This is a genomic window from Enterobacter cloacae complex sp. ECL352, from assembly GCF_020149545.1.
GTDB lineage: Bacteria > Pseudomonadota > Gammaproteobacteria > Enterobacterales > Enterobacteriaceae > Enterobacter > Enterobacter asburiae_B.
Map to the genome: position 1 here is coordinate 1,358,927 of NZ_CP083709.1, position 18,317 is coordinate 1,377,243.

Annotated in this window: 19 protein-coding genes; 2 read left to right on the forward strand and 17 right to left on the reverse strand. The window is 57.9% G+C overall.

Annotated elements, in window-relative coordinates:
* Positions 1-77: 77 nt before the first annotated feature.
* The 11 genes from LBF07_RS06660 to cysG all read right to left on the reverse strand — a co-directional run bounded on the left by LBF07_RS06660 (position 78) and on the right by cysG (position 8,873).
* The gene (locus LBF07_RS06660; protein WP_023333224.1) at positions 78-704 is read right to left on the reverse strand and encodes a protein-L-isoaspartate(D-aspartate) O-methyltransferase; all 627 of its coding nucleotides are present in this window, start codon (positions 702-704) and stop codon (positions 78-80) included.
* Positions 698-1,459 carry a 5'/3'-nucleotidase SurE gene (surE, locus tag LBF07_RS06665; RefSeq protein ID WP_023308990.1) on the reverse strand — a complete coding sequence of 254 codons (762 nt, stop codon included), beginning with the start codon at positions 1,457-1,459 and terminating at the stop codon, positions 698-700. Before surE ends, LBF07_RS06660 begins: the two co-directional genes overlap by 7 nt.
* Positions 1,440-2,489, reverse strand: a complete 1,050-nt coding sequence (gene truD / locus LBF07_RS06670; RefSeq protein WP_094934812.1) for a tRNA pseudouridine(13) synthase TruD — start codon at positions 2,487-2,489, stop codon at positions 1,440-1,442. The genes surE and truD overlap by 20 nt, the downstream gene beginning before the upstream one ends.
* The gene (ispF, locus tag LBF07_RS06675; RefSeq protein WP_029741541.1) at positions 2,486-2,965 is read right to left on the reverse strand and encodes a 2-C-methyl-D-erythritol 2,4-cyclodiphosphate synthase; all 480 of its coding nucleotides are present in this window, start codon (positions 2,963-2,965) and stop codon (positions 2,486-2,488) included. The genes truD and ispF overlap by 4 nt, the downstream gene beginning before the upstream one ends.
* Complete coding sequence (gene ispD, locus LBF07_RS06680; protein ID WP_094934813.1) at positions 2,965-3,675, reverse strand: 2-C-methyl-D-erythritol 4-phosphate cytidylyltransferase; 711 nt, start codon at positions 3,673-3,675, stop codon at positions 2,965-2,967. The genes ispF and ispD overlap by 1 nt, the downstream gene beginning before the upstream one ends.
* A gap of 19 nt (positions 3,676-3,694) precedes the next feature.
* Complete coding sequence (gene ftsB, locus LBF07_RS06685) at positions 3,695-4,006, reverse strand: cell division protein FtsB (RefSeq protein WP_008499609.1); 312 nt, start codon at positions 4,004-4,006, stop codon at positions 3,695-3,697.
* A 166-nt stretch (positions 4,007-4,172) separates the two neighbouring features.
* On the reverse strand, positions 4,173-4,499 hold the full coding sequence (locus LBF07_RS06690; protein WP_008499610.1) for a DUF3561 family protein: 327 nt from the start codon (positions 4,497-4,499) through the stop codon (positions 4,173-4,175).
* A gap of 58 nt (positions 4,500-4,557) precedes the next feature.
* Positions 4,558-5,163, reverse strand: a complete 606-nt coding sequence (gene cysC, locus LBF07_RS06695) for an adenylyl-sulfate kinase (protein ID WP_010434543.1) — start codon at positions 5,161-5,163, stop codon at positions 4,558-4,560.
* A complete protein-coding gene (cysN, locus tag LBF07_RS06700; protein ID WP_094934814.1) occupies positions 5,163-6,587 on the reverse strand; it encodes a sulfate adenylyltransferase subunit CysN in 1,425 nt (474 codons plus the stop codon). The genes cysC and cysN overlap by 1 nt, the downstream gene beginning before the upstream one ends.
* Before the next feature lie 9 nt (positions 6,588-6,596).
* Positions 6,597-7,505: a sulfate adenylyltransferase subunit CysD gene (cysD, locus tag LBF07_RS06705; RefSeq protein WP_010434549.1), complete on the reverse strand. Its 909-nt coding sequence runs from the start codon at positions 7,503-7,505 to the stop codon at positions 6,597-6,599.
* A gap of 9 nt (positions 7,506-7,514) precedes the next feature.
* A complete protein-coding gene (gene cysG, locus LBF07_RS06710; protein WP_094934815.1) occupies positions 7,515-8,873 on the reverse strand; it encodes a siroheme synthase CysG in 1,359 nt (452 codons plus the stop codon).
* Between the two features lie 237 nt (positions 8,874-9,110).
* On the opposite strand from cysG, the gene LBF07_RS06715 reads away from it, so the two are divergent.
* On the forward strand, positions 9,111-10,154 hold the full coding sequence (locus LBF07_RS06715; protein WP_047650262.1) for an aminopeptidase: 1,044 nt from the start codon (positions 9,111-9,113) through the stop codon (positions 10,152-10,154).
* A gap of 116 nt (positions 10,155-10,270) precedes the next feature.
* Here the strand turns inward: LBF07_RS06715 and cysH are convergent, their stop codons facing one another.
* Genes cysH through cysJ form a run of 3 tightly spaced genes read right to left on the reverse strand, consistent with a single transcriptional unit; the run spans position 10,271 to position 14,538 of the window.
* Positions 10,271-11,005: a phosphoadenosine phosphosulfate reductase gene (cysH, locus tag LBF07_RS06720; protein ID WP_023308999.1), complete on the reverse strand. Its 735-nt coding sequence runs from the start codon at positions 11,003-11,005 to the stop codon at positions 10,271-10,273.
* A 15-nt stretch (positions 11,006-11,020) separates the two neighbouring features.
* A complete protein-coding gene (cysI, locus tag LBF07_RS06725) occupies positions 11,021-12,733 on the reverse strand; it encodes an assimilatory sulfite reductase (NADPH) hemoprotein subunit (RefSeq protein WP_023309000.1) in 1,713 nt (570 codons plus the stop codon).
* Positions 12,733-14,538 carry an NADPH-dependent assimilatory sulfite reductase flavoprotein subunit gene (gene cysJ / locus LBF07_RS06730; protein ID WP_094934816.1) on the reverse strand — a complete coding sequence of 602 codons (1,806 nt, stop codon included), beginning with the start codon at positions 14,536-14,538 and terminating at the stop codon, positions 12,733-12,735. Before cysJ ends, cysI begins: the two co-directional genes overlap by 1 nt.
* A gap of 306 nt (positions 14,539-14,844) precedes the next feature.
* Here cysJ and queD point away from each other — a divergent pair, with 306 nt between their 5' ends.
* Positions 14,845-15,207, forward strand: coding sequence for a 6-carboxytetrahydropterin synthase QueD (queD, locus tag LBF07_RS06735; protein ID WP_023309002.1), 363 nt, complete (start codon positions 14,845-14,847; stop codon positions 15,205-15,207).
* A gap of 85 nt (positions 15,208-15,292) precedes the next feature.
* Here queD and queE read toward each other — a convergent pair whose 3' ends face one another.
* From queE to LBF07_RS06750, 3 genes are read right to left on the reverse strand one after another with little or no spacing between them, the layout of a single operon-like run.
* Positions 15,293-15,964 (reverse strand): 7-carboxy-7-deazaguanine synthase QueE, encoded by a 672-nt coding sequence (gene queE / locus LBF07_RS06740; RefSeq protein ID WP_023333236.1) that lies wholly within the window; start codon positions 15,962-15,964, stop codon positions 15,293-15,295.
* Positions 15,965-16,018: 54 nt separating this feature from the next.
* Positions 16,019-16,726, reverse strand: a complete 708-nt coding sequence (locus LBF07_RS06745) for an N-acetylmannosamine-6-phosphate 2-epimerase (protein WP_094934817.1) — start codon at positions 16,724-16,726, stop codon at positions 16,019-16,021.
* Positions 16,726-18,285, reverse strand: a complete 1,560-nt coding sequence (locus tag LBF07_RS06750; RefSeq protein WP_048979252.1) for a PTS transporter subunit EIIC — start codon at positions 18,283-18,285, stop codon at positions 16,726-16,728. Before LBF07_RS06750 ends, LBF07_RS06745 begins: the two co-directional genes overlap by 1 nt.
* Positions 18,286-18,317: the final 32 nt, after the last annotated feature.

Consider the following 18,317-nt stretch of genomic DNA (forward strand, 5'->3'; position numbering starts at 1 on the left):
TTTACCGTGATGGCACGAATCTTTCGCGCCACACCATACGCTGAATTTGCCTTAATAACCCTGGATAATTCCGAGTCTCAGGCCAACTCCCCCTTGACCAGAGGCACAAAGCGCACGGCTTCCACGGTGTCGATAATAAACTCTCCGCCGCGCCGACGAACGCGCTTCAAAAGCTGCTGCTCGTCCCCGACGGGCAGAACAAGAATGCCCCCCTCATCCAGCTGCGACAACAGGGCCGCAGGAATTTCAGGCGGGGCCGCCGTCACGATGATCGCGTCAAACGGCGCGCGCGCCTTCCAACCCTGCCATCCATCACCGTGTCGTGTCGAAACATTATGTAAATCAAGTTGTTTCAGGCGACGACGCGCCTGCCACTGTAAACCTTTAATCCGTTCAACGGAGCATACATGATGAACCAGATGCGCCAGGATCGCGGTTTGATACCCCGACCCGGTGCCAATCTCCAGCACGCGGGAGTCAGGCGTCAGCTCCAGCAGCTCCGTCATGCGCGCCACCATGTAAGGCTGCGAAATCGTCTGGCCCTGTCCGATGGGCAGCGCCACGTTTTCCCACGCTTTGTGTTCAAACGCCTCGTCTACAAATTTCTCACGCGGAACCTGAGCAAGCGCTTCAAGCACGTGCTCGTCGCGGATCCCCTGCGCGCGGAGTTGTTCCAGAAGAGTTTGTACACGTTTGTTTACCATTGCGCGTTCACTCCTGCGCGATCCAGCCAGCCCGACACCACATCATGCGCGCTATACGCGGTTAAATCTACGTGCAGCGGGGTAACCGAAACATAGCCTTCATCCACGGCGGCAAAGTCGGTATCCGGACCCGCATCGCACTTATCGCCGGGAGGGCCAATCCAGTAAAGCGTGTTGCCGCGAGGATCCTGCTGCGGGATCACCTGATCGGCAGGATGTCGGCTTCCGCAACGGGTGACGCGAATGCCTTTAATTTCATCGAGAGGAAGATCCGGCACGTTGATGTTGAGGATGCGCCCGGTACGCAACGGCTCGCGACCGAGCGCCCGCAGGATCGAACAGGTCACCGCGGCGGCGGTGTCGTAGTGCGTGTGGCCGTTTAACGAGACCGCCAGCGCCGGGAACCCCAGATGGCGCCCTTCCATTGCGGCCGCCACGGTGCCGGAGTAAATCACGTCATCGCCGAGGTTAGGACCGGCGTTAATGCCGGAAACAACGATATCCGGACGCGGCCGCATCAGCGCGTTCACGCCCAGAAAAACGCAGTCGGTTGGCGTGCCCATCTGCACGGCAATATCGCCATTTTCAAAGGTAAAGGTGCGAAGCGACGACTCCAGCGTCAGTGAGTTAGACGCTCCACTGCGGTTACGATCGGGCGCCACGACCTGCACGTCCGCGAATTCGCGGAGGTGTTTCGCCAGGGTCTGAATGCCTGGCGCGTGGATACCGTCATCGTTACTCAGCAATATTCGCATAATCACCCGAGGTGTTGATAAGTTCCCTGACAACACTGGTGGCAAAGCTACCTGCCGGTAGCCAGAAGCGTAACTCGACGGTCACGTCATCCCACCAGTTCCAGCTTAACTGCTGCGGGTAGAGCAGCATCGCGCGGCGTGCCGCCTCGACTTTTTCCCGCACCAGCAAGGATTGCAATTCTGGCGCATCCGCTACGGCTAACTGCTCGGCAGCCAGCGCGTCGCCCTGCGTTCCCCAGTCGCCCGTACCGGGCAGCGCGGCGGTAATCATCAGCGCTTTTGCGTCCACGCGCGACTGCACATCGGCCATTTCTTCGGCCGTTGCCACAAACCAGCTTCCGCGTCCCGCTAATTGTAGCGCATCGCCAACAACAACTTGATTCGCGTCCGGTTTTTTCAGCCTTTCGCTCACAATCTGATTAAACAACGCGCTGCGGGCCGCCGACAACCAAAAACTGCGTTTATTCCTGTCGCGCACCGGGGCATCGCTTTGCGCCCAGCGCAGCGCACCATGCAGGTTGCTGCCGCCAATGCCAAAGCGCTGCGCGCCAAAGTAGTTCGGCACACCGCGTTCACTGATCGCGTTCAGACGTTTTTCAACATCTTCGCGGTGAGACACTTCACGCAGCACCAGCGTAAAGTCGTTCCCCTTCAACGCCCCCAGACGCAGTTTGCGCTTGTGGCGGGCGAATTCCAGTACCTTACAGCCTTCAAGCTCAAATTTGCTTAAATCAGGCATCGTATTGCCGGGAACGCGCGCGCAGAGCCACTGTTCCGTGACGGCGTGTTTATCTTTCTGTCCGGCAAAGCTCACTTCGCGGGCATGGATTTTGAGGAATTTTGCCAGCGCGTCGGCCACAAAGCGGGTATTGCAGCCATTTTTCAGAATACGCACCAGGATATGTTCGCCTTCGCCATCCGGCTCAAAGCCCAGATCCTCCACCACGAGGAAATCTTCCGGGCTGGCTTTCAGCACCCCGTTCCCCTGCGGTTTAGCGTGCAGGTATGTCAGGTTGTCGAAGTCTGTCATTTGCTCGCCTTCAGCAGCAGCGCCACGGCTTCACAGGCAATTCCTTCTCCACGCCCGGTAAAGCCCAGCTTCTCGGTCGTCGTCGCTTTAACGTTCACGTCGTCCATATGGCAGCCCAGATCTTCTGCAATAAACACGCGCATCTGCGGAATATGCGGCAGCATTTTCGGGGCCTGGGCAATAATCGTCACGTCGACGTTGCCGAGGGTGTAGCCTTTCGCCTGAATGCGGCGCCACGCTTCGCGCAGCAGTTCGCGGCTGTCCGCGCCTTTAAATGCCGGGTCGGTGTCCGGGAACAGCTTGCCGATATCGCCCAGCGCGGCAGCGCCCAACAGCGCGTCGGTCAGCGCATGCAGTGCCACGTCGCCATCAGAATGCGCCAGCAGTCCTTTTTCATAAGGAATGCGCACGCCGCCAATGATAATTGGGCCTTCTCCGCCAAAGGCGTGTACATCAAAACCGTGTCCAATTCGCATTATGCCTTCTCCTGATGGGTCGAACGGGTAAGATAAAATTCCGCAAGCTTTAAATCTTCCGGACGCGTCACTTTAATATTATCAGCGCGTCCTTCAACAAGCTCAGGGTGGAAACCGCAATACTCCAGCGCGGAGGCTTCGTCCGTGATGGTCGCGCCTTCTTTAAGCGCACGCGTTAAGCAGTCGTGGAGTAATTCGCGGGGGAAAAATTGTGGCGTCAGCGCGTGCCATAAATCGACGCGATCGACGGTGTGGGCGATAGCCTGTTTGCCCGGCTCGGCGCGCTTCATGGTGTCGCGCACCGGTGCGGCCAGAATCCCGCCAACCTTGCTTGTTTCGCTTAGCGCCAGCAGGCGCGCAAGATCGTCCTGATGCAGGCACGGACGCGCTGCGTCATGTACCAGCACCCACGACGCGTTTCCGGCGGCCTGAATGCCCGCCAGAACGGAATCGGCGCGTTCGGCGCCACCGTCAACGACGGTAATATGTGGATGATTTGCCAGCGGCAGCTCCGCGAAGCGCGCATCGCCAGGGCTGATAGCGATGATCACACGCGTCACCCGCGGGTGCGCCAGCAGCGCCGCCACGGCGTGCTCGAGGATCGTTTTATCGCCAATAGAGAGGTACTGCTTGGGACATTCTGTCTGCATGCGCCGGCCAAAACCTGCGGCCGGCACCACGGCGCATACGTCCGAAAAAGTTACTGCCATGTCGTAATCCTGGGCCTGATTATCGATTGTTTTGTGCTGAGCCCTGATTGCGTTTAGACGCATCCGGAACCAGACGATAAAAGGTTTCGCCCGGCTTAGTCATACTGAGTTCATTGCGTGCGCGTTCCTCAATCGCCTCTTGCCCGCCATTGAGGTCATCAATTTCAGCAAAGAGTTGATCGTTTCGCGCCTTAAGTTTGGCGTTTGTTGCCTGCTGAGCCGCGACGTCATCGCTCACCCGGCTATAGTCGTGCAGTCCGTTCTTACCGAACCACAGCGAATATTGCAGCCAGATTAGCAAAGCCAGCAACAGCAGCGTTAGTTTACCCATCCTGCCCCCTGAAAAACGGCATCATCATCCCAAGACTTCCCCAGAGCACTACGCCGGGGTAACAGAGATGCCGCAACATCGCGGGCAAATGTACCACATTTTTTCCGCAGAATCGTCCTGCTCAATATCGTTACACAGTTGGTTACGGTTTGAATTATGGCTGAAGTTAGCCCATGAGCCACAAAAATAACAGACCAAACATGAGAACCACCGTCACAATCGTGACCACGGTGCTGTACAGGAGCTTACCGTTGAGCAGCGAGTGCAGCGCAATGCCGACGACAACCGCCACGGGCATCAACGCCAGAAAGAAAGGCCAGGTGTAGAGAAAGAAGAACAGCGTGTTGCCGCCATAGATGAGAAACGGAATGCCAAGCGCCAGCAGCCATGAGACGAAGCCAATGATGGCCCCAGGAAATGACCAGGTCGTTTCGTCGTCGGTCGCTAGCGGCTCCGACCCGGTGGTGGTGATGTAATGTTCACTGTTGCGCATAGCTAATCCTGTGACCGTGACTGATCGTTCGGGAAGACAGCTCCCGAACGATACCGCCTCAGGATCTGATAATATCGTCCCGTCTGAGCAGGTCTAATAATTGGCTTACTAAATTTGTTACCAATTGTTGACCTTCCAGGTGAATTTCAGGCGATTCAGGCGCTTCGTATACCGCGTCAATTCCGGTGAAGTTACGCAGTTCTCCGGCACGCGCTTTCTTGTACAGCCCTTTCGGGTCGCGCGCTTCGCAAATCTCCAGCGGCGTATCGACAAACACCTCGATAAAGCGATCCTGGCCCACGCGTTCGCGCACCATCTGGCGCTCGGCGCGGTGCGGAGAGATAAACGCGGTCAGCACCACCAGCCCGGCGTCAGCCATCAGGCTGGCGACTTCGCCCACCCGGCGGATGTTCTCTTTGCGGTCATCGTCGCTAAACCCTAAATCGCTGCACAGGCCGTGACGCACGTTGTCGCCATCCAGCAGGTACGTGCTTACGCCCTGCTGATGCAACGCCTCTTCCAGCGCGCCGGCCACCGTCGATTTACCCGAGCCGGACAGCCCGGTAAACCACAGCACAACCCCACGATGACCGTGGAGCTGTTCGCGCTGGGCGACGGTGACCGGATGAGGATGCCAGACGACGTTCTCATCATGGGCGGCCATTACTTGCCTCCCAGCAGATCGCGTGCACCCCAGTGCGGGAAGTGTTTACGCACCAGCGCGTTCAGTTCCAGCTCGAAGGCGCTGAATTCAGACGTCGCGGCAGCCTGTTTAATCGGTTCGCGCACCATACCGGCTCCGACGGTAACGTTGGTCAGCCTGTCGATAAAGATAAGACCTCCCGTGACCGGGTTCTGATGATACGGATCCAGCACCAGCGGTTCGTCGAAGGTCAGATCGACCAGACCAATGCCGTTCAGCGGCAGCTCGGTGACGTCACGCTGGGTCAGGTTGTTGATATCCACCTGGAACTGAATACCGTCCACGCGGGCGCGGGTTTTCTTGCCGGCAATTTTGATGTCATAGCTCTGGCCAGCGGTCAGCGGCTGTTCGGCCATCCAGACCACGTCCACGGAAGCCCCCTGCACTGCCGCCAGCGTTTCCTGCGCGTCAACCAGCAGGTCGCCCCGGCTGATATCAATTTCGTCTTTCAGCACCAGCGTTACGGCTTCACCGGCGCCCGCTTCCTGCAGGTCACCGTCGAAGGTGACAATGCGGGCGATAGTCGATTCCACGCTGGATGGCAGCACCTTGACGCGCTGACCTACCTTCACGGAGCCTGACGCGAGGGTGCCTGAGAAGCCGCGGAAATCGAGGTTTGGACGGTTCACGTACTGCACCGGGAAGCGCATCGGCTGGGTATCGACCACGCGCTGAATTTCAACGGTTTCCAGCACTTCCAGCAGCGTCGGACCGCTGTACCACGGCATGTTCGCGCTCTGGGAGGCGACGTTATCCCCTTCCAGCGCCGAAAGCGGTACAAAGCGAATATCCAGGTTGCCCGGCAGCTGTTCGGCAAAGGTCAGGTAGCTCTGGCGGATCTCCTCGAACTTCTCTTCGCTGAAGTTGACCAGATCCATCTTGTTGACCGCCACCACCAGGTGTTTGATCCCCAGCAGCGTCGAGATAAAGCTGTGACGACGGGTCTGATCCAGCACGCCTTTACGCGCGTCCATCAGCAGGATCGCCAGGTCGCAGGTAGACGCGCCGGTCGCCATGTTGCGGGTGTACTGCTCGTGCCCCGGGGTGTCGGCGATAATAAATTTGCGCTTCTCGGTAGAGAAGTAGCGGTAGGCCACATCGATGGTGATGCCCTGCTCGCGCTCCGCCTGCAGGCCGTCCACCAGCAGCGCCAGGTCGAGTTTTTCACCCTGGGTGCCGTGACGCTTACTGTCGTTATGCAGGGAAGAGAGCTGATCTTCGTAAATCTGGCGCGTATCGTGCAACAGGCGGCCAATCAGGGTACTTTTCCCGTCATCCACGCTGCCGCAGGTCAGAAAACGCAGCAGGCTTTTGTGTTGTTGCGCGTGCAGATACGCTTCCACGCCGCCTTCGTTGGCAATTTGTTGAGCAATAGTGGTATTCATGGCGGCTCCTTAGAAATAACCCTGACGTTTCTTCAGCTCCATGGAGCCTGCCTGGTCGCGGTCAATCACGCGCCCCTGTCGCTCGCTGGTGGTGGACACCAGCATCTCTTCGATGATCTCCGGCAGCGTCTGCGCGCTGGATTCCACCGCCCCGGTCAGCGGCCAGCAGCCGAGAGTACGGAAGCGCACCATCTGTTGTTTGATCACTTCGCCCGGCTGCAGGTCGATACGATCGTCGTCGATCATCATCAGCATGCCGTCGCGCTCCAGCACCGGGCGCTCGGCGGCCAGATACAGCGGAACGATTTCAATGTTTTCCAGATAGATGTACTGCCAGATATCCAGCTCGGTCCAGTTGGAGAGCGGGAAGACGCGAATGCTTTCGCCTTTGTTGATCTGGCCGTTGTAGTTGTGCCACAGCTCCGGACGCTGGTTTTTCGGATCCCAGCGGTGGAAGCGGTCGCGGAAGGAGTAGATACGCTCTTTGGCGCGGGATTTCTCCTCGTCACGGCGCGCGCCGCCGAAGGCCGCGTCAAAACCGTATTTGTTCAGCGCCTGCTTAAGCCCTTCGGTTTTCATGATATCGGTGTGCTTGGCGCTGCCGTGCACGAACGGGTTAATGCCCATCGCCACCCCTTCCGGGTTTTTATGCACCAGCAGCTCGCAGCCGTAGGCTTTCGCGGTACGGTCGCGGAACTCGTACATTTCGCGGAATTTCCAGCCGGTATCCACGTGCAGCAGCGGGAACGGCAGCGTGCCCGGATAAAACGCTTTACGCGCCAGATGCAGCATGACGCTGGAATCTTTACCGATGGAGTACATCATCACCGGGTTAGAAAACTCGGCGGCCACTTCGCGGATGATATGGATACTCTCCGCTTCGAGCTGCCGCAGGTGTGTAAGACGTTTTTGGTCCATAACCGTTCCTTAAGCCAAATTTACGACAGAAGAACCAAAGCCTTCTGTATCGGTTGTATGTTGGAACCAGGCGAGCGTGCTGTGCAGCTGCACCACTTCTCCCACCACGATCAGGGCGGGCATCGGGGCGTCTTTCGCCAGGGTTGCAAGATGTTCCAGCGTGCCCGTCGCCACGTGCTGATCGACGCGCGTGCCGCGAGAAATAACGGCAACGGGCGTCGTCGCCTCGCGACCGTGCTGAATAAGTTGTTCGCTGATGTCTGCCGCTTTCATCGTGCCCATGTAGATCGCCAGCGTCTGGCGGCTCTGGGCGAGATACGACCAGTCAAACGGCGTGCTGTCGGCCTTGTAGTGGCCGGTCACGAAGGTCACGCTCTGGGCGTAATCACGATGGGTCAGCGGGATACCGGCGTAGGCCGTCACCGCAGAGGCTGCCGTGATGCCGGGCACCACCTGGAAGGGTATGCCCGCTTCGGCTGCTGCCTGCAGCTCTTCGCCGCCGCGACCGAAAATAAACGGATCGCCTCCTTTCAGGCGCACCACGGTTTTACCCGCTTTGGCGGCGTCAACCAGCATCTGGTTAGTGTCGTGCTGCGGCACAGAGTGCTCGCCAGCCCGTTTGCCGACGCAGATTTGCTCCGCGTCGCGACGGATCAGCTCGCGCACGCCGTCGGTGACCAGATGGTCGTAGAACACCACGTCCGCGTCCTGCAGCACCTGCAGACCGCGCAGCGTCAGAAGCCCGGCATCGCCCGGCCCTGCGCCCACCAGAATGATCTCCCCGCCCGTACTGCCGGGGTTATCCAGTTCGTCCTCGAGAATTTTCTGCGCTGCCGTCTCATTACCGGCATGCATCAGGCTGGCAAAGCGGCCGCGAAACACGCGTTCCCAGAAGCGACGGCGTTCCGTTACGCTGGTCAGGCGCGTTTTCAGGTGGTTGCGCCAGTAGCTGGCTTTTTCCGCCATGCGCCCGAGGCTGGTCGGCAGCAGCGCTTCGATTTTTTCACGCAGCACGCGCGCCAGCACCGGTGCGGTACCGCCGGAGGAGATCGCCACCAGCAGCGGAGAACGGTCAACGATCGACGGGAAGATGAACGAACATAACGGCTGGTCGTCCACCACGTTCACCAGGCGGTAGCGGGCCTGAGCGGCGTCGGAAATCCGCCGGTTCAGGTCGCGATCTTCGGTCGCCGCAATCACCAGCACGACGCTGTCGATTTGTGATTCGTCAAAATCCGCTTCTGCCACTACCCGCACCTGCGCCCCTGCGCGCTGCAAAAACGCGATTTTGCGATCGGCAATTTCACCCGTGCCAACAACCAGCACCGGCTTCTCTTTTATCGCGGCAAATAAGGGCAGATAGTCCACAAGCAACAACTCACTAACAACGAGGAATAAAGGGACTATAGGGGGCGGCTTAGACCGAATGAAATTACGAATTGGAATGAGTAGTTACTCAATGGAATAACGCCGTGAAAAAGCTAATACCAAAAAGTGCTTAACACGCGAAATTTCGGGCATTTAAGACCAATTCAAATTGTGTATGGACGATCACAGTTTCATACTAGGCGGGTTATTATTTTGCTCAGTTTTTAAGGACTCACTATGTTTTCCGCAACGCGCCACCGTATTGCTGCCCTGGCGCTCGGCGTTTGCTTTATTCTTCCTGCCCAGGCAAAAAACCAACCTTATGGTGAAATCGCCACTATGCAGGCGCGGCATATTGCCACCGTCTTTCCAGGCCGCATGACCGGCTCGCCTGCGGAGATGCTCTCCGCAGACTATCTTCGCCAGCAGTTTGCCGGGATGGGCTACCAGAGCGATATCCGGTCGTTTCACAGCCGCTACGTCTATACCTCACGAAATAAAACGAAAAACTGGCATAACGTGACCGGCAGTACGGTTATCGCGGCGCATGAAGGTCGCGCGGCTGAACAGATTATTATCATGGCGCACCTTGATACCTACGCTCCGATGAGCGATGCCGATACGGATAACAACCTCGGCGGGCTGACGCTGCAGGGCATGGACGACAACGCGGCGGGCCTGGGCGTGATGCTCGAACTGGCCGAACGGATGAAAGATATTCCAACCCAGTATGGCATTCGTTTCGTGGCCACCAGCGGTGAAGAAGAGGGCAAACTCGGCGCTGAGAATCTCCTTAAACGCATGAGCGCTGAGGAGAAGAAAAATACGCTGCTGGTGATCAACCTCGATAACCTGATCGTCGGCGATAAGCTTTATTTCAACAGTGGGCAGAGTACGCCGGGACCCGTGCGGAAACTGACGCGCGACCGGGCGCTGGCGATTGCCCGCAGCCATGGCGTTTTTGCCACGACCAATCCGGGCGGGAATCCTGCTTTCCCACGCGGAACAGGCTGCTGCAACGACGGGGAAGTGTTCGATAAGGCGGGCATTCCGGTGCTGTACGTGGAAGCGACAAACTGGGCGTTGGGCAAGAAAGATGGCTATCAGCAACGCGCTAAATCGAAAGCCTTCCCGGACGGGACAAGCTGGCACAACGTGATGCTGGATAATCAGCAGCACATTGACAGCGCGCTGCCGCAGCGGATTGAGCACCGCAGTCGTGATGTGGTGAAGGTCATGCTGCCGCTGGTGAAGGAGCTGGCGAAAGCGGGGAAAGCCTAGTGCTTATTTTCCCCTCACCCTAACCCTCTCCCCAAAGGGGAGAGGGGATTGCTCGGAGCCGTCTTTTCTCCCTCGCCCCTTTGGGGAGAGGGCAGGGGTGAGGGGGGGATAAGGAATCACCCTTCGTGCAGCCCGCACTCGCGCTTCAGCCCAAAGAATCGCGTCTCTTCTTCCGCCATTCCCGGTTCCCATTTGCGCGTGGTGTGGGTGTCGCCCACCGACAGATAGCCCTGGTCCCACAGCGGATGGTACTTCAGCCCGTGTTTTTGCAGATACTGATACACCGTACGGTTATCCCAGTCGATAATCGGCAGCACTTTAAATACCCCGCGCTGGACCGCCAGCACCGGTAAGGTTGCACGGCTGCCGGACTGCTCGCGGCGCAGCCCCGCAAACCACGTCTGCGCATTGAGCTCTTTCAGCGCCCGGTTCATCGGCTCGACTTTGTTGATCTCATTGTATTTCTCAATGCCCTCAACGCCCTGCTCCCACAGCTTACCGTAGCGCGCCTCCTGCCAGGCCGCACTTTCCGTCGCGCGGTACACTTTGAGGTTCAGCTTGAGCTTGTCCGTCAGCTCGTCAATAAACTGGTAGGTTTCAGGAAACAGGTAGCCGGTATCGGTGAGGATCACCGGAATGTCCGGACGGATCTGATTCACCAGATGCAGGCTGACCGCCGCCTGAATACCAAAGCTCGACGAGAGCACATAGTCTCCCGGCAGGTTTTCCAGCGCCCACGCCACGCGCCCTTCGGCGTCCAGCTTTTCAAGGTGGGCATTGGTTTCTGCCAGCGCCAGAATGCGTTCGACTTTAGGCAGATCGTTAAGGGCGTTTAGATCGAGTACGGACATAATTACCTCTCGTGGTTACTCCCAGAAATCCCTTGCGGGATCGAGCACCGGGCGAATGATGCCCGCACGCACCGTAAAGTCGCCGAAGCCTTCACCCGCTTCGCGCTCTTTCGCCCAGCGCCCGACAAGCTCGTCGATGGAATCAAGGATTTCCGGCTCGGTAATGTTCTCGCGGAACATACGCGGAATGCGCGTGCCGATACGGTTACCGCCCAGGTGCAGGTTATAGCGCCCCGGCGCTTTCCCCACCAGACCCAGTTCGGCCAGCATCGCGCGGCCGCAGCCGTTCGGGCAGCCGGTGACGCGCATAACAATATGCTCGTCCGGAATGCCGTGTTTTTCCAGAATCGCTTCCACTTTGTCAGTGAATGACGGCAGGAAACGTTCCGCTTCGGCCATCGCCAGCGGACAGGTCGGGAACGACACGCAGGCCATCGAGTTTTCACGCTGCGGCTTAACCGCATCCATTAATCCGTGGTCGCGCGCCAGCTTCTCGATCTTCGCCTTCTGGCTTTCCGGCACGCCGGCAATAATGAGATTCTGGTTAGCGGTAATGCGGAATTCGCCTTTATGGATCTTAGCAATTTCCAGCAGACCGGTTTTCAGCGGACGGCCCGGATAGTCCAGAATACGGCCGTTTTCGATAAACAGCGTCAGGTGCCATTTATTATCGATACCTTTCACCCAGCCAATGCGATCGCCGCGACCGGTGAATTCGTAAGGGCGGATCGGCTCAAATTTGATGCCCGCACGACGCTCCACTTCCTCTTTGAACGTCTCAACGCCCACGCGCTCCAGGGTGTATTTGGTTTTCGCGTTTTTACGGTCGGTACGGTTGCCCCAGTCGCGCTGCGTGGTCACTACCGCTTCCGCCACGGCCAGCGTGTGCTCCAGCGGCAGGAAGCCGAACTCGCTCGCGGTGCGGGCGTAGGTTTTCTTATTACCGTGCTCAATGGACAGGCCGCCGCCCACCAGCAGGTTAAAGCCAATCAGCTTGCCGTTTTCGGCAATCGCCACGAAGTTCATGTCGTTGGCGTGCAGATCGATATCGTTCTGCGGTGGGATCACGACCGTGGTTTTAAACTTACGCGGCAGATAGGTCTGGCCAAGGATCGGTTCTTCGTCCGTGGTCGCGACTTTTTCCTGATCGAGCCAAATCTCCGCATAGGCGCGGGTGCGCGGCAGCAGGTGCTCAGAGATCTTCTTCGCCCACTCATAGGCTTCGGCGTGCAGCTCGGACTCATACGGGTTCGACGTGCAGAGCACGTTACGGTTCATGTCGTTGGCGGTCGCCAGCGCGTCCAGCCCGACCGAGTGCAGCATCTGATGCACCGGCTTGACGTTCTTCTTCAGAATGCCGTGGAACTGGAATGTCTGACGGTTGGTCAGGCGGATGCTGCCATAAATCGTGTTTTCACCGGCAAACTTGTCGATGGCCTGCCACTGTTTGGTGGTGATCACCCCGCCCGGCAGACGGCAGCGCAGCAGCATCGCATGACGCGGCTCCAGCTTCTGTTCGGCACGCTCGGCGCGGATGTCGCGATCGTCCTGCTGATACATGCCGTGGAAGCGGATCAGCAGGAAGTTGTCGCCTTTGAAGCCGCCGGTGAGACCGTCATTCAGATCTTCAGCAATGGTGCCGCGCAGATAGTTGCTTTCCAGCTTCATGCGCTCGGCGTCTGTCAGTTTACCTTCGACCACCAGTGGCCCTGGATGTTTTTCGCTCATTAGTAGACATCTCGCTGATAACGGCGCTCAACGCGCAGCTCACTTAAAAATTCATCCGCCGTTTCGGCATCCATACCGCCGAATTCGGCAATCACTTCCAGCAGTGCCTGCTCAACGTCTTTCGCCATGCGATTGGCGTCGCCGCAGACATAAATGTGGGCACCGTCATTGATCCAGCGCCACAGCTCTGCGCCCTGTTCGCGCAGTTTATCTTGTACGTATACTTTTTCTTTCTGGTCGCGGGACCAGGCCAGATCGATGCAGGTCAGTACGCCTTCTTTCACATAGCGCTGCCACTCAACCTGGTAGAGGAAATCCTCGGTAAAGTGCGGGTTGCCGAAGAACAGCCAGTTTTTACCCGGCGCTTCATCTGCCGCGCGCTGCTGCATGAAGGCGCGGAACGGCGCAATGCCGGTGCCTGGGCCAATCATGATGACCGGCGTTTCCGGGTTCGCCGGCAGGCGGAAGTTGTCGTTGTGCTCGATAAAGACGCGCACTTCGCCCTCTTCTTCCACGCGATCCGCCAGGAAGCTTGATGCCCCACCCGCACGGGCGCGGCCTTCGATGTCGTAGCGCACCACGCCGACGGTAATATGCACTTCACTCTCCACTTCGGCCTGCGAAGAGGCGATGGAATACAGGCGCGGCGTCAGCGGTCGCAGCAGGCCGATCAGCGCATCGGCATCCAGCTGAGCCGGAGAGAAACGCACCATATCGACAATTGGCGTCGTCGCGGCGTAATGCTGCAGCTTCGCTTTGTCGCCCACCAGCGGCAGCAGGGATTCGCTGCGCGTTAAGGTGGCATAATTTTCGACGATATTCGGGGTATTCACCGTCAGTTCGAAATGCCACTGCAGCGCCTCTGCAAGCGGCTGGGTTTTGCCGTCAACGGTGACGGGCTCGTCACCCTTCAGCCACAGCAGCTCAACCAGCTCTTTCACCAGCGCCGGATCGTTTTGATACCAGATACCCAGCGCGTCGCCCGGCTGATAGCGCAGGCCAGAGTCGCCGAGATCGATCTCGATATGGCGCACGTCTTTTTCCGAATCGCGGCCGGTGATTTTCTGGTTCACCGACAGGCTCGCCGTCAGCGGCGCCTCTTTGGTGTACGGGCTGGTGTGGATGTCGTTGACGGCACCCGTCGCGGTGAACGCGGCCTGCCCCGACGTCTCTTTCGGCACGCGCGCTTTCAGCACCTCAACGATGCGCGCACGCCATTCGGCGGCGGCGGTCTGGTATTCAACATCCGCGTCAACGCGGTCCAGCAGGCGCTCCGCGCCCAGCTCCGCCAGCCTGCTGTCGAAGTCTTTACCGGACTGGCAGAAGAATTCATACGAGGTATCGCCAAGGCCAAATACGGCAAACGCCGTGGCATCCAGCTTCGGCGCTTTTTTCGAGAACAGGAACTTATGCAGGGCCACCGCTTCTTCAGCAGGTTCACCTTCACCCTGCGTAGAGGCGACCACCACCAGCAGTTTTTCTGACGCGATTTGCTTAAATTTATAATCCCCGGCGTTGACCAGGTTCACGTTCAGTTTGGCGGCCAGCAGGTCGTCACGCAGCGCTTCGGCCACGCGGCGCGCATTGCCCGTCTGCGAGGCGGAAATCAGGGTAATGGCCGGAATTTCAACGGCCGTTACCGGTGCACCCGCCACAGCGCCAGGCTGCTGATTGAGCATTCCCCAGAAATAACCGGAGACCCAGGCAAGCTGAGTGGGAGAAAAATCAGAGGTGGCAGCCTGAAGGCGCGCCAGTTGCTCCGGGTTCAGGGGAAGCAAATTTGAAGGTGGGGCCTGTGTTGTCATGCGTCGTTATGTTCCAGTAGCCAAGCGGACTTTAAGCGAATAAATCCAAACTGAAGATAAGGTTAACGGCGAGGATAATAACAATTAAAGAAGGGATGGAAATAATAAATAACCAAATGGACTAACCTGTTTTAGTTGTCATACTTAGCGATAAAAGCGATTAATTAACCCACTGAAAATTATCGATAAAAACAACAAAAAACGCCTGTTAACGAGACGCCTGGCTTCAGAGCCGTTTTAGTTAATGCTAAAAATTGTGCTTTCCGGTACTATGCGGCGGTTTTTTCCGCATTACTGAGAGCGATCATGTCCACCACACTGTTTAAAGATTTCACCTTCGAAGCCGCCCACCACCTTCCGCATGTCCCTGAAGGGCATAAATGCGGCCGTCTGCACGGGCATTCGTTCATGGTGCGTCTTGAGATCACCGGTGAAGTTGATCCGCATACCGGTTGGATCATGGATTTTGCCGAGCTGAAAGCGGCGTTTAAGCCGACCTACGATCGTCTGGATCATTACTACCTGAATGATATCCCGGGCCTTGAAAACCCGACCAGCGAAGTGCTGGCGAAATGGATTTGGGATCAGATGAAGCCGCTGGTGCCGCTGCTGAGCGCGGTGATGATCAAAGAGACCTGTACCGCTGGCTGTATCTATCGCGGGGAGTGATGCTTGCCGGGTGGCGCTGACGCTTACCCGGCTTACAAGAGCCTCGAACCGTAGGCCCGGTAAGCGCTAGCGCCACCGGGCTTTTTTATGCAATATTCAGGTACTTATGCGTCTGCATCGACAGGCGCCAGTTGCGCGCAATACAGGTTTCAATGCACAGGCGCGTCGCGTCGTCTTTCTGGCTGATCGGCTGTAGCGCAATGACGCGCTGCTTTTCATCCGTCAGCGTTGCCAGCAGTTCATCCAGCGCTTCGATATCACGCACGCGCCCAACCGGGTGCTTAATCTCATCCGCGCGTTCCAGCGCCTGAGACAGCACGTCATACCCGCCGCGCATATTCACTTTTGGCGATACCGTCACCCAGGTCGTGTGCGAACAGCGCACTTCATGGGTGCCGCTGGTTTCAATCTGGCAGCTGTAGCCGTTCTTTTCGAGCAGTTCGGTCAGCGGCGTCAGATCGTGGATACAGGGTTCACCGCCGGTGATCACCACGTGGCGCGCCGTCCAGCCCTGACGACCAATAATGGCCAGCAGATCTTCTGAACTGCCCGCGCCCCACTTATCGCTCTCTTTGGTTTTCGCCAGAATGCTAAACAGCGACACTTCCCGATCTGCGAGCTTATCCCACGTATGTTTGGTATCACACCAGGCACAGCCAACCGGGCATCCCTGTAAACGAATGAAAATAGCGGGAACGCCGGTAAAGTAACCCTCGCCTTGCAGGGTCTGGAACATCTCGTTAATCGGGTACTGCATAGTCATCTCAGTAAAGGGGATAAACGATAAGTATCGCAGATCCCCGCCTGATGGTCATGCTCCATCGGTGCTTTGCGCGCCAATCGCCGCCATAAAACGCTCGGTAATTTGCTGTGGACGGGTGATGGCGCCGCCGACGACGACCGTATGCGCGCCCAGCGCCAGGCATCTGGCCGCGCGTTCAGGCGTATCCACGTTGCCTTCGGCAACCACGGGAACCGTCACGGCAGCCAGCGCGGCCTTCAGGAACGCGCAGTCGTTCTCCGGAAGCGAATGGCCCGCCGTTTCCGCCGTATAGCCGTAAAGCGTGGTGCCGACGCAGTCAAAGCCAAGCGCCTGCGCCGTCACGGCTTCGCCCACGGTGGAAATATCGGCCATCAGCAGTACTGAGGGGTAGCGCGAGCGGATGCGCGTGACCAGCGTTTCCAGGGATTCTCCACCGGGGCGCTCCCGCGCCGTCGCATCAAGCGCAATGATTTCCGGAGAGACGGTCATCAGCTCATCCACCTCTTTCATCGTGGCGGTGATAAACACCTCGCTTTCCGGGTAATCCCGTTTGATGATGCCGATGACAGGCAAAGAGACCTGCTGCTTAATGGCCTCGATATCCACCACGCTGTTGGCACGAATGGCAGCGGCTCCGCCCTGTGCCGCCGCCAGCGCCATGCGCGACATAATAAACGGGCTATGCAGCGGTTCATTTTCCAGCGCCTGACAGGAGACGACCAGTTTTCCCTTCAGGTTATCCAGTACAGTTTTCATTACGATAAGATCTCTTCCACTTCGTTTTTGATAATCGTGACGTGCGGGCCATAAATGACCTGAACCCCGTTACCGCGCACGATAACGCCGCGCGCGCCGGTGGCTTTCAGCGCCGCGTCATTCACTTTGCTGCCGTCCTTCACCGTGACGCGAAGACGCGTGGCGCAGCAGTCCACCTCTTCCAGATTCTCTTTTCCGCCTAATCCCGCGATCACCGCAACGGCGCGCTCGCTCTGCGAGAAGGTCGCTTCACTGGCCATCGCCTCCTTTTCCCGACCCGGCGTGGCAAAATCAAAACGGTTAATCAGATAGCGGAAGGTGAAGTAGTAAAGGAAGAACCACGGCACGCCGACCAGCGGAACGAACATCCAGTTGGTTTTGGCCTCTCCCTGCAAAATGCCGAACAGCACGAAGTCAATAAAACCGCCGGAGAAGGTTTGCCCGATGGTGATATGCAGCATGTGCGCGAGCATGAACGCCAGCCCGTCAAACAGCGCATGAATGACGTAAAGCACCGGCGCAATGAACAGGAAGGAAAACTCGATAGGCTCGGTAATTCCGGTCAGGAACGAGGTTAATGCCGCAGAGAGCAGCAGCCCGGCAACGCGCTTTTTATTCTCCGGTTTTGCCGTGTGGTACATCGCCAGACACGCGCCGAGCAGGCCAAACATCATCGTAATAAAGCGCCCGGACATGAAGCGGGACGTGCCCTCATAGAAATGCTGCGTGTTCGGGTCGGCCAGCTGGGCGAAGAAGATCCGCTGTGTGCCCTCGACGAGGTGACCATTAACAATCTCACTGCCGCCGAGCGCGGTGGTCCAGAACGGCAGATAGAAGATGTGGTGCAAACCAAACGGGCCCAGCATGCGTAAAATGAAGCCGTACAGCAGGGTGCCCAGATAGCCGGTGGCATCCACCAGCCCGCCGAGACCAAAAATCAGCTTCTGGAAATGCGGCCAGACCACGGTCATGAGCGCGCCTACGAGTATCGCCGCCAGCGAGCTGATGATGGGAACAAAGCGCGACCCGCCAAAGAACCCGAGGAACTGCGGAAGCGCAATTTTATTAAACCGGTGATGGAGCGTGCAGGTCACCAGCCCAATCACCACGCCGCCAAACACGCCGGTTTCCAGCGTCTGGATCCCCAGCGTCATTCCCTGCCCTACAGCGCCCGGGTTCTCGTGCGCCAGTTTGCCGGTGAGGATCAGCAGCGCGTTGATGGTGGCATTCATCACCAGAAACGCGAGTAGCGCCGCCAGCCCAGCCGTGCCCTTATCGCTTTTTGCCAACCCGACGGCAACACCAACCGCAAACAGCACCGAGAGGTTCGCAAACACGATTGAACCGGCGCTGCTCATGATAGTGAAAATGGCCTGCAGCCAGCCCACATCTAAAAACGGATAAGCCGCCAGCGTATTGGGATTCGATAACGCGCCGCCTATCCCCAGCAGCAGGCCCGCCGCGGGCAGCACGGCGATAGGCAACATAAAGGATTTACCAAAGCGCTGCGCTTTTTCAAACCATCCCCCCGAAGAAGCACCACTGAACATTTGCATCATTTTTTCATCTCCCCTTTAAACGATGAAAATTT

Excerpts from the sequence above, each read along its gene's own strand:
- LBF07_RS06660 (WP_023333224.1), bottom strand. The coding sequence starts at position 704 with ATGGTAAACAAACGTGTACAAACTCTTCTGGAACAACTCCGCGCGCAG.
- ispF (WP_029741541.1), bottom strand. The coding sequence starts at position 2,965 with ATGCGAATTGGACACGGTTTTGATGTACACGCCTTTGGCGGAGAAGGC.
- queD (WP_023309002.1), top strand. The coding sequence starts at position 14,845 with ATGTCCACCACACTGTTTAAAGATTTCACCTTCGAAGCCGCCCACCAC.
- ftsB (WP_008499609.1), bottom strand. The coding sequence starts at position 4,006 with ATGGGTAAACTAACGCTGCTGTTGCTGGCTTTGCTAATCTGGCTGCAA.
- surE (WP_023308990.1), bottom strand. The coding sequence starts at position 1,459 with ATGCGAATATTGCTGAGTAACGATGACGGTATCCACGCGCCAGGCATT.
- cysN (WP_094934814.1), bottom strand. The coding sequence starts at position 6,587 with ATGAATACCACTATTGCTCAACAAATTGCCAACGAAGGCGGCGTGGAA.
- cysJ (WP_094934816.1), bottom strand. The coding sequence starts at position 14,538 with ATGACAACACAGGCCCCACCTTCAAATTTGCTTCCCCTGAACCCGGAG.
- cysD (WP_010434549.1), bottom strand. The coding sequence starts at position 7,505 with ATGGACCAAAAACGTCTTACACACCTGCGGCAGCTCGAAGCGGAGAGT.
- cysH (WP_023308999.1), bottom strand. The coding sequence starts at position 11,005 with ATGTCCGTACTCGATCTAAACGCCCTTAACGATCTGCCTAAAGTCGAA.
- LBF07_RS06745 (WP_094934817.1), bottom strand. The coding sequence starts at position 16,726 with ATGAAAACTGTACTGGATAACCTGAAGGGAAAACTGGTCGTCTCCTGT.
- cysI (WP_023309000.1), bottom strand. The coding sequence starts at position 12,733 with ATGAGCGAAAAACATCCAGGGCCACTGGTGGTCGAAGGTAAACTGACA.
- LBF07_RS06715 (WP_047650262.1), top strand. The coding sequence starts at position 9,111 with ATGTTTTCCGCAACGCGCCACCGTATTGCTGCCCTGGCGCTCGGCGTT.
- queE (WP_023333236.1), bottom strand. The coding sequence starts at position 15,964 with ATGCAGTACCCGATTAACGAGATGTTCCAGACCCTGCAAGGCGAGGGT.
- cysC (WP_010434543.1), bottom strand. The coding sequence starts at position 5,163 with ATGGCCGCCCATGATGAGAACGTCGTCTGGCATCCTCATCCGGTCACC.
- ispD (WP_094934813.1), bottom strand. The coding sequence starts at position 3,675 with ATGGCAGTAACTTTTTCGGACGTATGCGCCGTGGTGCCGGCCGCAGGT.
- LBF07_RS06690 (WP_008499610.1), bottom strand. The coding sequence starts at position 4,499 with ATGCGCAACAGTGAACATTACATCACCACCACCGGGTCGGAGCCGCTA.
- LBF07_RS06750 (WP_048979252.1), bottom strand. The coding sequence starts at position 18,285 with ATGATGCAAATGTTCAGTGGTGCTTCTTCGGGGGGATGGTTTGAAAAA.
- truD (WP_094934812.1), bottom strand. The coding sequence starts at position 2,489 with ATGACAGACTTCGACAACCTGACATACCTGCACGCTAAACCGCAGGGG.